A 12,757-nucleotide genomic window follows, 5' to 3' on the forward strand; every position below is an offset into this window, starting at 1 on the left:
ACTCAACCCATTCGGCGGTCTCTTCCGGATCACGATCAGGCAGCTGGTTAGTCAACCCGCTGAGGATATGGGAGGTATCTTCTCCTGCAGCCACGTCCAACCTCTCTTTGCGCGCATTCATCGGCGCACTCAGGTCCGGCAGGGTAGCTGCCTGGCGTGAACGCGACGTGTGCGACATATCGGTTACAACAGCCCGGTCAGGTGCGCCGGGCAGGGTTCTATCTCGTCTAAGACTGCCTAAATCCGTCCAGGGCGGTCGCCCCGCGGCATGGCTGTCACCAGCCACTCTAGCTCTGACGGCTTGCCGATGCGTAGCCGCGTCTGGCGCCCCTGCCGTATTTGACCGTCATACTGGTTGTGTGACGCATAATAAGCCGCACCGCGGCACTGGCAGCTTGAAGCACACGCCCAAAGGGTGTTGGCTTGGAGTAATCGATATCACTATTCATAGGAGGAACGCGTGAGTGAGGCCGACGCCGCCACTTCGGTAAATGTGGCGGAAAAATTGGGTTTCAAGAACGGGGATCTGATTCAGGAGTTCGGTTACGACGACGACGTCGACTTCGACTTGCGTGATGACATTGAAGATCTGACGGGGTCAGAGCTCCTGGACGAGGACGATCATGACGTTGTGGACGCAGTCATCTTCTGGTGGCGCGACGGCGACGGCGACCTTGTTGACACCCTTGTCGACTCGCTTACGACGCTGACCGAAGGCGGTGTGGTCTGGGTCCTGACCCCCAAGTCCGGCCGCCCGGGCTACGTTTCACCCTCTGACATCCAGGACGCGGCCCCTACCGCCGGGTTGCACTGCACCACGTCTGTGGGAGTGTCCAAGGACTGGAGTGCCACCCGCCTGGTGACCAGGAAGAATAAGTGACCATAACAAACACCCTGGACTCCACCGGTGTTGCGGCCGTTCCTGAGGTTGGGCAGCAGGCTCCGGACTTCACGCTCGCCAACCAGTACGGCGAGCCGGTCCGGCTGGCAGACTTCCGCGGACGCAATGTTGTGCTGGTCTTTTACCCTTTCGCCTTCTCCGGCATCTGCACGGGCGAACTGTGTGAGATCCGGGACAACCTTTCCGTTTTCGAGCACGCCGGCGCCGAAGTGCTTGCCGTCTCAGTGGACAGCAAGTTTGCCCTTCGGGCCTATGCCGGGCAGGAAGGCTACGAATTCAGTCTGCTTGCTGACTTCTGGCCTCACGGGGACGTGGCCATGCGGTACGGCGTCTTTGACGCGGAGAGCGGCATGGCGACCCGGGGGACGTTCATCATCGACGCCGAGGGCATCGTCAGGTATGTCGTGGTCAATCCCCGCGGGCAGGCACGCGACCTGGACGAGTACCGCCGCGCGCTGGCAGGACTGACGCAAGGCTGAACCCGTGGACCAGCGGCGCGCCGGCATCGGCCTGACAGGGTTTGCCAGCTTCCCGCCGGTGCCACGGACCGAGCCGTCGCCCTCGGAACTGGAGGTCCTGCGGCACATCCGGGACGTCGTGTCCGGGCTGCGTCTGGCGCTCCTCACCGGAGCAGGCTTGAGCACGGACTCCGGGATACCTGACTACCGGGGCCCGGACTCACCGCCGCGGGCGCCCATGACCTATCAGGAGTTCGTGCGCGACGCGGGGAACCGGCAGCGGTACTGGGCCCGGAACCATATCGGCTGGTCCCATCTCCGGCGGGCTGACCCCAATGCCGGCCACGCCGCCGTCGTGCAGCTGGAACGCCGGGGGCTCCTGACGGGACTGATCACCCAGAACTTGGACCGCCTGCACGAGGATGCCGGAAGCGTCAACGTCGTGGACCTGCACGGCCGCTTCGACCAAGTCATCTGCCTGGACTGCCGCCGGACGTACTCCCGTGGTCTGCTCGCAGGGGTTTTGGAGGAACTGAACCCGTCGTTTCTAAAGCGTGCTCTGGAATCGGGGGTTGTTGAAATAGCGCCCGATGCCGACGCGACTGTCGAGGATTCGGAGCTCATCAGCAGCTTCGTCGTGGCCAAGTGCCCTGCGTGCGGCGGTGTGCTGAAGCCGGACTTTGTGTACTTCGGCGAGAACGTCCCAAAGGACCGGGTGGAGCGGGCCTACTCGATGGTGGATGAGGCGGGAGCGCTGCTCGTCGCGGGTTCATCCCTCAGCGTCATGAGTGGCCTGCGTTTCGTCCGCCACGCCGCCAAGCAGGGCAAACCCGTGGTCATCATCAATCGCGGAGAGACCCGCGGCGATGACCTGGCGACCGTCAAACTGGCCGCAGGCGTCAGTGAAGCGCTTTCCTGGCTTGCCGAGGAGCTGCCCGGCGCGCCGCAGGCCTGATCAGGATTGGTCATTACGGCCTGTCGTCGGGTAGAGTCTATGTTCGTTGGTTCGCGAGCTTCGAAGCGGAACCGGCGGTTTGGGTCTTTAGCTCAGCTGGTAGAGCGCCACGTTTACACCGTGGATGTCATCGGTTCGATCCCGGTAGGACCCACAAGGAAGAACCCCGTCTTCCCGGCAGCAGATGCCGGCAAGGCGGGGTTTTTTGTGTTGGGCGTTTTTGTGTGGTTGCTGCATCCTCAGAGGCCACAGTCTTTGGTCCGGAAAAATGTCAGGGCCCGTTCGTAGCCTTGCGGCATGGAACACGTACTGGTGAGAACAGCTGCGGACGGCCGCCCGGCCGCCGTCATCCGTGGTGGACGCGAATGGACTGTCGGCGCGGAGCCTGTCAGATGGTTTGAACGCGTCAGCTGGTGGGAAGCTGAACGCCGGATGCCGCTCGGTTGGAGCCGGGTGGACGTCGAAGTCTGGCGCCTCCAGGCGAGGCTGGGCAGGAACGAAAACTCTGCGTTCACCACCATGGAAATCCTTCGGGATGGCCTGGGTGGTGGCTGGAAGCTGAGGGAGGCAGTTGCCGACGCCGCTTAATTGGAACAGCCTTCCACCGCGACTATTGGGGGATGCCGCGGTGGAAGGCCTAAAACGAATATACCGTGAACATTCTGAAACACGAAATTATTTCGGGCCATTATGATGGTAAGTGTTCAGCCACATGAACAGTTGCAGACCACTGCCGCTGGCCGTTGGCTGGCAGATATGCTGCCCCCGCCCCAGTGCGTACTGATTGAAGGAGAATCATGGTCGATTCCCGCGCCGCCCGCTCCAATGATGGATTAGGCAGCACGTCCCCGGCCCCGGCCGTCACCCGGGCGGCCGCTGTGTTGGAGGCACTGGCCGCGTCGGCTACCGGCCGGCTTACCCTGAGTGACCTCGCCCGGGAACTCGGCATTCCGAAATCCTCAACATCCAACCTGCTCCTTGCCCTCGAGGAGGCTCGCCTGATCAGCAGGCAGGGCGCCGAGTTCACCCTGGGCCGCAAGCTTGTTGAACTCGGCGCGGCCTATCTGAGCCGGCTGGATGAAGTCCAGGAGTTCTACCGGTTTTGTGAGCAGGCCCCCACCCTGTCCGGGGAAACTGTCCGCATCGCCATGCTGGACGGTACCAATGTCATTTACCTGGCCCGCTATGAAGGGCATCCTGCGGTCCGGCTGACGTCCAACATTGGGGACAAGATGCCTGTGTCCCTTTGCGCCGTGGGCAAGGTCCTGATCGCGCGTCTGCATGACCATGACATCGAAGCCATGTTCCCGGACGATGCTGAACTGCCGGTACTCACGCCAAAGTCGATCCGCACTGGTGCCGAACTCAAAGCGCAGATCCGCACCATCCGGCAACAGGGCTATGCCTTTGAAGATGAGGAATCCACCACCGGCGTTGTTTGCCTGGCCGTATCGGTGCCCACCCACGGCGCCCACGGCCCCAGCCTGGGACTGTCCGTCACTGCCTTGAAAGCCACATATACCGCTGAGCAGGGGGCCCAGATGGTCAAGGAACTGAAGGAACTGGCCAGGTCCCTGGGTAATCCGATGGGGTGAGGCCGGTTCTGGGGCGTCGCATTGGCGCTCCATGGCCCGGCGAAACCCCACCTATTGGCGAGTCGTTCAACTTGTTGTACGCTGTTCAGCATAGTGATCGACGCCATAGGTGTTGTCACTATCCCACCAAGGCCAACGGGGGCCTGGAGTGTTTTTGAGGGAGTGCTTGTGACAACTCGTACTGATATACCGCTGGCTGATGTGGACGGCGCCGTCGTCGAACCAGACCAGCTGCGAAAGGCGACTCTTGCCAGTTCCGTAGGCTCCGCCCTGGAGTACTACGACTTCTATATTTACGGTCTCGCTTCTGCGCTGATCTTTGGACCGTTGTTCTTCAAGCCGCTGGGCGAAGAGGGTGCACTGATCGCCTCGTTCGCCACGTACGGCGTCGGCTTCGCAGCCCGGCCCTTCGGCGGCGTGGTCTTTGGCTACATCGGGGACCGCTTCGGCCGGAAAATGGTTCTGATCCTCACCATCGGACTGATGGGAACGGCAAGCTTCGCCATCGGCCTGCTGCCGACCTTCGAGCAGGCGGGCATGCTCGGTGCCGTGCTGCTGGTGATCCTCCGCATTGTCCAGGGCCTCGGCGCGGGAGCGGAGCAGGCCGGCGCGACCACGCTGATCTCCGAAGTCGCGCCGCGCCGCCGTCGCGGGTTCTTCGCTTCCCTTCCCTTTGTGGGAATCCAGCTGGGCACCCTCCTCGGCGCCGGCACCTTTGCACTGATCGCAATGGCCGACAAAGCGGTCCTGGAGGGCTGGCTCTGGCGGGTTCCTTTCCTCGCGAGCATTCTCCTGATTGCGGTGGCCGTCTTCATCCGGCTGAAACTCAAGGAAACTCCGGTGTTCCAGGAGCTGGAGAAGCACAAGAACGTTGTGAAGAACCCTGTCGGCGAACTCTGGAAGCACTCCAAGAAGAACGTCCTGGTCGGTATCGGCCTGCGCATGGGCGAAAACGGCAACTCCTCCATCTACTCCGCGCTCCTGGTAGCCTTCCTGGCAGCTCCGGCCGGCATCTTTCCCGGCGACAAATTCATCGGTCCCGTAGGCCTGCTCATCGCTGCCGGTTTCGCCGCCGTCATGGTGATCACCTTCGGCGCGCTGTCCGACCGCTTTGGACGCGTCCCCGTCTACCGCTACGGGGCCCTCTTCCAGGCACTGATTGCCTTCCCGGCGTTCTATCTCGTTACGCTGGGCAATGCCACGCTCGTCTGGGCGGTCATGGTGGTGGGCATCGCCCTCGGCGTGCAGTCCATGCTGGGCCCGCAGTGCCCGCTCCTGCCCGAACTGTTCGGTTCCCAGTACCGCTTCACGGGAGTCGCCATGAGCCGCGAACTCTCCGCAGTGCTCGCCGGCGGACTCGTGCCGCTGGTCGGCGCGGCACTGCTCGCCGCCTCCGGATACTCCTGGCTCGTCCTGGCGATCTACTCCTTCGTGCTGGCACTGATCTCGTTCATCACCACCTTCTTCACGCCGGAAACCAACGGGCGTGACCTCCTGCTGATCGAGGACGCGAGCTAGCACTCCGCCAGCAAAGCGCGAACGGTCACTTGTGCCCTCGACGAAGCCACAAGTGTCCGTTCGCGCTTCAGGCGCAGGTGGCGTTGCGCCGCGGGACGGGGAATGCGTGTGGCGGGGTTGTGTGGCGCGGTCCCGGGGTTACCGTGGATGCATGGAGTACCTGAAGGGTCCTTTGTACCTGGACATCGCTGCGAAGGGTCTGTGTTTCGTCGGTGTTGTGATGATGATCTTCGGGCAGGGTGGATGGTTCACCGGCGGGGTCGTCGCCGTTGTCCTTGGGGTGGTGTGTGGTGCCCTGTCCATGGTTGCCGGCCGGCGGATGCGGCAGCGGGGATGGGACGGCGTGAACCGCGTCGAGTAACGTCGCGCGGGCGGCGGGCCGGGGCTTGAAGTGTTCGTGCCCCCAAGCAGGACAGGACAGACGCCCCGCAGAACGCAAGAGAGCCGGGCAGCCAACCTGGCTCCCCGGCTCTCTGGGTCTCTGGCTCTCTGGATCTCCTGCGTCTTAGTAGAAGTGCGCCGTGTCCACGAGATGGGGGAGTTCGCCGCCGTCGAGGAATGTGCGCAGGTTGCTGCAAAAGCGCTCGGTGATGAGCCGGTTCTCGGCGGCGCTGAGCGCGGAGGTGTGCGGCGACACCATAACGCGTGGGTGGCTCCAGAGCGGGCTGTCCTGGGGAAGCGGCTCGACGGCGAAAACGTCCAGACACGCGTACGAGACCTGTCCGCCCTCGAGCGCCTCCAGCAGCGCGTCCTCGTCCACCACGGTGCCGCGGCCCACGTTCACGAAAACGGTGCCGGGTTTCATGGCGGAGAAGACCTCGCGGTTGAAGAGCTTCTCCGTGTACGGCGTGCCCGGCAGGGTGTTGACCACGGCATCGGCCGAGGCCAGCAGTGCGGGCAGCCCGTCGTTGCCGGCCACTTCCTCAATTCCTTCAATCGGTTCCACGTTCCGCTTGGTGCCGCTGACCTTCATGCCGAGCGCCCGCGCAATGCGCGCGGTTTCCAGTCCGATCTCCCCGAGTCCGGCCACCACCAGGGTTGAGCCATTGACGAGCCGCGTCGGAGTCCGCAGCTCCGGCCATAGCTTGGCGGCCTGGTCCTGGGCTAGTTCAGCGCTCCGCTTGAAGCCGTTGAGGATTCCCAGCGCAGCAAACTCGGCCAGCGGCAGGGCATGCACCCCGGCCGAGGTGGTGATGTGGAACTTGTCCAGCGTTTCGGTGTCGAGGCCGGAGGCCTTGACCGCTCCGCCGGCGCCCGCCGCCATGGCGTGGATCCACTGCAGGTGCGGGTTTTCGCGGGCGATTCTCGCGAGGCCTGCCGGGCTCTCGTTGGGAAATCCGAACAGGACCTGTGCCTGGCCCAGCATGTCCCAGTAGCGCTCTTCCTGCCTGGGCGTGCGTTTGAAGCCCGGGTCGCCGGAATGGTCGGCCGGAAAGCGCTCCGGGGGCAGGAGGTCCGGTTCATAGAGAACGGTCACGGAGGGGTTTACGGCGCGAATGCACTCCACCAGCTCTGCTTCGAGCGGGACGGCGATTGCGACGGTGGTTTGAGTCGTCATGCTGTTCATCATACTGAATAGTGGATAGAATACTGAACAGGTTTCCGAAGATTAACCACGTCGAAGTGAGGCAGTGCTGCACATGAATATACGGAATGTAGGTTTTGTGGGCCTCGGGCTAATGGGCGCGCCGATGGCCGCCAACCTCGTGAGGAAGGGCTGGGTTGTTACCGCCTGGAACCGATCGGCCTCAGCCCTCGACCGTTTCGAAGAGCTGGGCGGATCGCGTGCTGATGATGTGGCGTCGCTCCGCGACCAGCCCGTGATCGTGTTCATGCTGCCGGACCTCGGCTTCATCGAAGAGACTGCGGCAGGGCTGCTTGCCAGTTGGGCGGACGCTCCGCCCGCTCCCGGAACTGCGGTGGTGGTCATGAGCAGCGTCTCACCGTCCGGTGTCCGCGGCTTCGGGGACCGCGTCAGGGAAGCGAGCGCAGGCAACGCATTCGTGGTTGACGCTCCTGTGAGCGGCGGCACCAAGGGCGCAGTGGACGGGACCCTGGCCATCATGGCCGGGGCGGATGATGAGCCGGCCTTCAACAGGCTACGGCCGCTGTTGGCGGCGATGGGCACCACGGTGCGGCTGCTGGGCCCGCTGGGTGCCGGGTCGCTGGCGAAGGCATGCAACCAGCTCGTCGTGGGAACCACGACGGCGGCACTCGCCGAAGCGGCCGAACTCGCCGAGCGCTCGGGACTGGATGTGGCGGCCCTCTACGAGGTCCTCTCCGGCGGGCTGGCGGGCAGCAGGGTGCTGGACATCGTGGGACCGCGGCTCGTGGAGCGGGACTACACACCTACCGGTCCGGCCAAGTTCATGCACAAGGATCTTTCCTTCGTCGTCGAGGCAGCCGAGGCTGCCGGTGCGGCCGTCCCCATGGCGGCGGCCGGCGTCGAACTCTATGCCGAACTTAAGCGGCAGGGACTGGGCGACCAGGACCTGGCCGCTGTGCGGCAAACAATTTCCAACCTCAGCACCAGGGCCTCGGCTGCCGCGGACGAAGGGATCATCACAGCATGACCGCACTATTTGACCTGACCGGGCGCACCGCCCTGGTGACCGGCTCCAGCCGGGGCATCGGAAACGCCCTGGCCCGCGCCCTTGCGGACGCCGGTGCCACCGTGGTGCTCAACGGAATCACCCCTGACCGGCTGAAGGCCGCGGAGGACGCCATGGCCGCCGGCTATCCTGAAGGCCGGATCCGCAGCTGCGCCTTCGACGTCACCAGCGACACGGCGGCCGCGGAGGGTATCGCCTGGATCGAGGCCAACGTGGGCCCGCTGGACATCCTGGTGAACAACGCCGGCATCCAACACCGCGTGCCCATGCTCGAACTGGACGTCAGCGACTGGGAGCGAGTCCTTTCCACCGACCTGACGAGCGCGTTCCTGGTGGGCCGGGAGGCGGCCCGGCGAATGATTTCCCGGGGACGGGGCAAGATCATCAACATCTGCTCCGTGCAGGCCGACCTCGCCCGCCCCACCATCGCGCCCTACGTCGCGGCCAAGGGCGGACTCCGGAACCTGACCCGTGCCATGACGGCCGAATGGGCCGGCTCCGGGCTGCAGATCAACGGCATCGCCCCGGGCTACATCCATACCGAGATGACGCAGAACCTGGTGGACGACGAGGAGTTCAACGCTTGGATTCTTGGGCGGACGCCGGCGAACCGGTGGGGCACCGTCCAGGACCTGGCCGGGCCGGCAGTCTGGCTTGCCTCAAGCGGCTCGGACTTCGTGAACGGCCAGACGATCTTCATAGACGGCGGAATGACGGTGGTGGTCTGATGGCGCCTATGCCTGTGGGTCCAGAACTTCCGGCGGTCTCGCCGGCCGTGGTGGCCCACGCCGCGGGTGACCTGCGCCTCGACGACGTGGCACTCGCCGCTGCGGCAGTGGACCAGGCCGTGGTGGAAGTGGCCTTCGGCGGCATTTGTGGCTCCGACCTGCATTACTGGCTACACGGTGCGGCGGGGGAGTCGGTCCTCAAAGCGCCGCTGGTCCTCGGCCACGAGGTGGTGGGCACCGTGGTCCGGGCAGCGGCGGACGGCAGCGGACCTGCGCCCGGCGACGCCGTGGCCGTGCACCCCGCTACTCCCGCGCCCGGCACCGCCAGGTATCCGGAGGACCGGCCCAATCTGTCGCCCGGCTGCACCTACCTGGGCAGTGCCGCGCGGTTCCCGCACACCGACGGAGCCTTCAGCCGCTACGTGAACCTTCCCACGCGCATGCTCCGGGTCCTTCCCGGGGACCTTGATCTGAGGACGGCGGCCCTGATCGAACCCGCCAGCGTCGCCTGGCATGCCGTCGCCCGCGCCGGGGACGTTGCCGGGAAGACGGCCCTGGTCATTGGGTGCGGCCCCATAGGCGCCCTGACTGTGGCGGTATTGAAGCGGGCCGGGGCGCGCCGGATCGTTGCCGTGGACATGCACGCCAAGCCGCTGGAGATCGCGGCAGCTGTGGGCGCCACTGACGTCTTGGCTGCAGGCGAAACCGACGCCATTGCTGCTGTGGAGGCGGACGTGGTCATCGAGTCCTCCGGCAGTCACCAGGGACTGGCGTCCGCCATCAGGGGTGCGGTCCGGGGCGGCACCGTGGTGATGGTGGGGCTGTTGCCGTCGGGTCCCCAGCCCGTTCCGGTTTCGCTGGCCATCACGCGGGAGCTTGAGCTCCTCGGGTCCTTCCGGTTCAACGACGAAATTGACGAGGTGATCGCAGCGCTGGCAGACGGCTCGCTGGAGATCGGTCCCGTGATCACGCACGAGTACCCCGTTGAACAGGCCCTTGAAGCCTTCGGTGTGGCGCGCAATTCGGCCGAATCAGGAAAAGTGCTCCTGGACTTCCGGACGCCAGGACCTACCGAACCGCCGCGACCGGCAAGACCAGCGCGACCCGCACAGGCCTAGGCAGAGTGCCGGTGCCGTTGCACCGGGACAAAAACCCGCGGCTGCTCAACCCAGACCGGCTCCATCTCAGAGATCGTCCGCCGCATGATTCTGCTGGCGGCGTCCCGGGCTTCCTCTGCGTTGCCGGCGAAGATGGCCTCGGCCACATCCAGGTGCCACTGCAGTGTGAGGTCCCTGGGGCGATCGGGCATCAGCCCGTGAACCGTGCGGCCGGTCAGGGTTTCGGCGACCTGCCCCACCAGGTTGGCGAACATTTCGTTGCCGGATCCGCTCAGCAGGAGGGAATGGAACTGGATGTCCAGCTCCAGGAAGCGGGGTACGTCCCCGGCCTTGCCGGCGTCGCGCATGGCCAGGGCTACGTCGAGCAGTTCCTGCCGGAGCTCGGCGGGGGAATTGGCGGCCGCGAGTTCGGCGGCAACGGGTTCGACGGCGGAGCGCAGCTCCGCGAGCGATCGCAACTGGGCGCCCCGGCCCTCGCCGGCGAGCCGCCAGCGAATCACGAGCGGGTCGAACGGATTCCAGCGCTCGGGCGGAAGTACCCGAATTCCCACCCGCTTGGTGGTTTCCACGAGTCCAAGGGACTGCAGTACGCGCACCGCTTCGCGAACCACCGAGCGGGAAACCTTCAGTTCGTCCTCCAGCTGTTCCGCGAGCATGATGTGGCCCGCGGGAAGGCTGCCGCCCACTATCCGGGTTCCCAGATTCTCGACGGCACGGTGATGGAGACTGGTCGACATATTGGTAAGCATAGTGGGGCGGCCACCTGTGGCCGGCGCCGCGGGGCAGGCTGCCGTTCTCCCCGGCGTCATAGACTCTTTGTGACGCGTTCCGCTGCCATTAAGGGTGTGCCACTTTTCCCCGTGGCCCGGAATATATATGCTTTATTCACAGCCACCTCCCAAAGCGCGCTCCGCAGGACGTGCGGAACGCTCGCTGCACACGCTGCACAGAAACGAATTGGAGAATTGATGTCTGCACACATCGGTGTCACCGGCCTTGCGGTAATGGGTGCCAACCTGGCCCGCAACCTCGCCCGGAACGGCTTCACTGTCGCCCTGCACAACCGCTCGGTGGAAAAGACCGACGCGCTGCTCGAGAAGCACGGCTCCGAGGGCGATTTCGTCCGGACCGAGTCCCTTGAGGAGCTGGTCAACTCCCTCGAGAAGCCGCGCCGCGTCCTGATCATGGTCAAGGCCGGCAAGCCGGTCGACTCGGTGATCGAGCAGCTCGAACCCCTGCTGGAGGCGGGCGACATCATCATCGACGCCGGCAACTCCCACTACGAGGACACCCGCCGCCGCGAAGCCGCACTGGCGAAGAAGGATCTGCACTTCGTGGGCATCGGCGTCTCCGGCGGTGAGGAAGGCGCGCTGAACGGCCCCTCCATCATGCCCGGCGGTTCCAAGGAGTCCTACGACGCCCTCGGACCGCTGCTGGAAAAGATCGCGGCCAACGTCGAGGGCCAGCCCTGCTGCGCCTGGATCGGCACCGACGGCGCCGGCCACTTCGTCAAGATGGTCCACAACGGCATCGAATACGCCGACATGCAGGTTATCGGCGAAGCCTTCGACCTGCTGCGCTCGGGCGCCGGTATCGAGCCCGCGGAACAGTCCAAGATCTTCGCCGAGTGGAACAAGGGCGAACTCGCTTCCTTCCTCATCGAAATCTCAGCCGAGGTTCTGGGCCACGTGGACGGCCGCACGGGCAAGCCGTTCGTCGACGTCGTGGTGGACGCCGCGGGCCAGAAGGGCACCGGCCGCTGGACCGTCATCTCGGCACTCGAGCTGGGCTCCCCGACGTCGGGCATCGCCGAGTCGGTCTTCGCCCGCGCCCTCTCCTCCCAGGCTGACCAGCGGAAGCTGGCCCAGGAACTCCTCGCCGGCGAGGAAGTCAACGTTGAGATCCCGGAGACCTTCGTCGAGGATGTCCGCCAGGCGCTTTACGCCTCCAAGCTCGTTTCCTACGCGCAGGGCCTGGACATGCTGACCTCGGCAGCCAAGGAATACGGCTGGGACCTGAAGCTGGACGAGATCGCATCGCTGTGGCGCGGCGGATGCATCATCCGTGCAGAACTCCTGAAGGAAATCACCAAGGCCTACGCCGCCGAGGAGAAGCCCGCAAACCTGCTGTTCGCCCCGGCCTTCACCAAGGCCATCGCTGAAGTCCTGCCGGCCTGGCGCCGCGTTGTGTCCACGGCTGTCCAGCTTGGAATCCCGGTCCCGGTCTTCTCCTCCTCGCTGGCCTACTACGACGGCCTGCGCCGCAAGCGCCTGCCGGCCGCGGTGATCCAGGGCCAGCGGGACCTCTTCGGCGCGCACACGTACGGCCGTGTTGACGCCGAGGGCACGTTCCACACCCTGTGGGGCGAGGACAAGTCTGAAATCGAGGCAGTGGACACCCACTAGCCCCGGCCGACCGGCACTGCCCTGATACGGCAGACTGGTTCCTCAAACACCCTGCTACGGCAAACGGCCGGCGCTTCCCGATACTGTGGGAGGCGCCGGCCGTTTCCTTATCTGACCCGTTTCCGTCACTGATTAAGGAGTCCCGCTTGTCCCCGCCCGTCGCGTTTGTCACCGGAGCCTTCACCGGCATCGGATTCGAGGCAGCCTAGAAGCTCAGCAATAAAGGATTCACCGTCTTCGCGGAGCGCGGCGGGCGGACAGGATGGAGCCGCTGAAGGCACACGGTGTCAACGTCTTCGGCCTCGCGAGGATGACCCAGCTGCCGGTCCTGCCCGGAATGCGGGCCGCACGGCGGGGGCGGATCATCAACATCTCCTCCGTCGGAGGGAAGTTCTATGAGCCTCTGGTGCTGCGCCGGATCCTCCCGGACCGCCTGTTCGATGCGGCGGTGACGGGTGTCCTCAAAC

13 protein-coding genes, 1 tRNA gene and 1 pseudogene are annotated in these 12,757 nt (G+C 65.0%); 13 read left to right on the forward strand and 2 right to left on the reverse strand.

The features are described from left to right. Positions 1-460 precede the first annotated feature (460 nt). The 8 genes from ACIP90_RS00005 (at position 461) to ACIP90_RS00040 (ending at position 5,788) form a co-directional block, all read left to right on the forward strand. Entirely contained in the window at positions 461-880 is a 420-nt protein-coding gene (locus ACIP90_RS00005; RefSeq protein ID WP_400575657.1) for a DUF3052 domain-containing protein, read from the forward strand. Between the two features lie 2 nt (positions 881-882). Further along, positions 883-1,380 carry a peroxiredoxin gene (locus ACIP90_RS00010; RefSeq protein WP_400576738.1) on the forward strand — a complete coding sequence of 166 codons (498 nt, stop codon included), beginning with the start codon at positions 883-885 and terminating at the stop codon, positions 1,378-1,380. A gap of 4 nt (positions 1,381-1,384) precedes the next feature. Next, positions 1,385-2,314 carry an NAD-dependent protein deacetylase gene (locus ACIP90_RS00015; protein ID WP_400575659.1) on the forward strand — a complete coding sequence of 310 codons (930 nt, stop codon included), beginning with the start codon at positions 1,385-1,387 and terminating at the stop codon, positions 2,312-2,314. Between the two features lie 81 nt (positions 2,315-2,395). Continuing rightward, a tRNA-Val gene (locus ACIP90_RS00020) sits at positions 2,396-2,468 on the forward strand. A 143-nt stretch (positions 2,469-2,611) separates the two neighbouring features. Then, positions 2,612-2,902 carry a hypothetical protein gene (locus ACIP90_RS00025; RefSeq protein WP_400575660.1) on the forward strand — a complete coding sequence of 97 codons (291 nt, stop codon included), beginning with the start codon at positions 2,612-2,614 and terminating at the stop codon, positions 2,900-2,902. A 209-nt stretch (positions 2,903-3,111) separates the two neighbouring features. Then, positions 3,112-3,909, forward strand: coding sequence for an IclR family transcriptional regulator (locus ACIP90_RS00030; RefSeq protein WP_400575661.1), 798 nt, complete (start codon positions 3,112-3,114; stop codon positions 3,907-3,909). Between the two features lie 168 nt (positions 3,910-4,077). Then, positions 4,078-5,427, forward strand: coding sequence for an MFS transporter (locus ACIP90_RS00035; RefSeq protein WP_400575663.1), 1,350 nt, complete (start codon positions 4,078-4,080; stop codon positions 5,425-5,427). A 151-nt stretch (positions 5,428-5,578) separates the two neighbouring features. After that, the gene (locus ACIP90_RS00040; RefSeq protein ID WP_400575665.1) at positions 5,579-5,788 is read left to right on the forward strand and encodes a hypothetical protein; all 210 of its coding nucleotides are present in this window, start codon (positions 5,579-5,581) and stop codon (positions 5,786-5,788) included. 144 nt (positions 5,789-5,932) lie between these two features. Here the strand turns inward: ACIP90_RS00040 and ACIP90_RS00045 are convergent, their stop codons facing one another. Next, positions 5,933-6,997 carry a D-2-hydroxyacid dehydrogenase gene (locus ACIP90_RS00045; protein WP_400575667.1) on the reverse strand — a complete coding sequence of 355 codons (1,065 nt, stop codon included), beginning with the start codon at positions 6,995-6,997 and terminating at the stop codon, positions 5,933-5,935. 70 nt (positions 6,998-7,067) lie between these two features. On the opposite strand from ACIP90_RS00045, the gene ACIP90_RS00050 reads away from it, so the two are divergent. From ACIP90_RS00050 to ACIP90_RS00060, 3 genes are read left to right on the forward strand one after another with little or no spacing between them, the layout of a single operon-like run. After that, positions 7,068-8,000 carry an NAD(P)-dependent oxidoreductase gene (locus ACIP90_RS00050; protein ID WP_400575669.1) on the forward strand — a complete coding sequence of 311 codons (933 nt, stop codon included), beginning with the start codon at positions 7,068-7,070 and terminating at the stop codon, positions 7,998-8,000. Continuing rightward, positions 7,997-8,767, forward strand: coding sequence for an SDR family oxidoreductase (locus ACIP90_RS00055; RefSeq protein WP_400575670.1), 771 nt, complete (start codon positions 7,997-7,999; stop codon positions 8,765-8,767). The genes ACIP90_RS00050 and ACIP90_RS00055 overlap by 4 nt, the downstream gene beginning before the upstream one ends. An 8-nt stretch (positions 8,768-8,775) precedes the next feature. Continuing rightward, on the forward strand, positions 8,776-9,885 hold the full coding sequence (locus ACIP90_RS00060; RefSeq protein ID WP_400576739.1) for an L-idonate 5-dehydrogenase: 1,110 nt from the start codon (positions 8,776-8,778) through the stop codon (positions 9,883-9,885). On the opposite strand, the gene ACIP90_RS00065 is transcribed toward ACIP90_RS00060, so the two are convergent. Next, the gene (locus tag ACIP90_RS00065; protein WP_400575672.1) at positions 9,882-10,622 is read right to left on the reverse strand and encodes a FadR/GntR family transcriptional regulator; all 741 of its coding nucleotides are present in this window, start codon (positions 10,620-10,622) and stop codon (positions 9,882-9,884) included. The two genes, ACIP90_RS00060 and ACIP90_RS00065, sit on opposite strands and share 4 nt — an antisense overlap. Positions 10,623-10,853: 231 nt before the next feature. Here ACIP90_RS00065 and gndA point away from each other — a divergent pair, with 231 nt between their 5' ends. Both gndA and ACIP90_RS00075 read left to right on the forward strand, forming a co-directional pair. After that, complete coding sequence (gene gndA, locus ACIP90_RS00070; protein WP_400575674.1) at positions 10,854-12,290, forward strand: NADP-dependent phosphogluconate dehydrogenase; 1,437 nt, start codon at positions 10,854-10,856, stop codon at positions 12,288-12,290. Between the two features lie 146 nt (positions 12,291-12,436). After that, a pseudogene (locus ACIP90_RS00075) lies at positions 12,437-12,696 on the forward strand (SDR family NAD(P)-dependent oxidoreductase); the annotation flags it as partial. Between the last annotated feature and the right edge of the window lie 61 nt (positions 12,697-12,757).

It is taken from the genome of Arthrobacter sp. NPDC093139 (genome assembly GCF_044754165.1).
Lineage (GTDB): Bacteria > Actinomycetota > Actinomycetes > Actinomycetales > Micrococcaceae > Arthrobacter.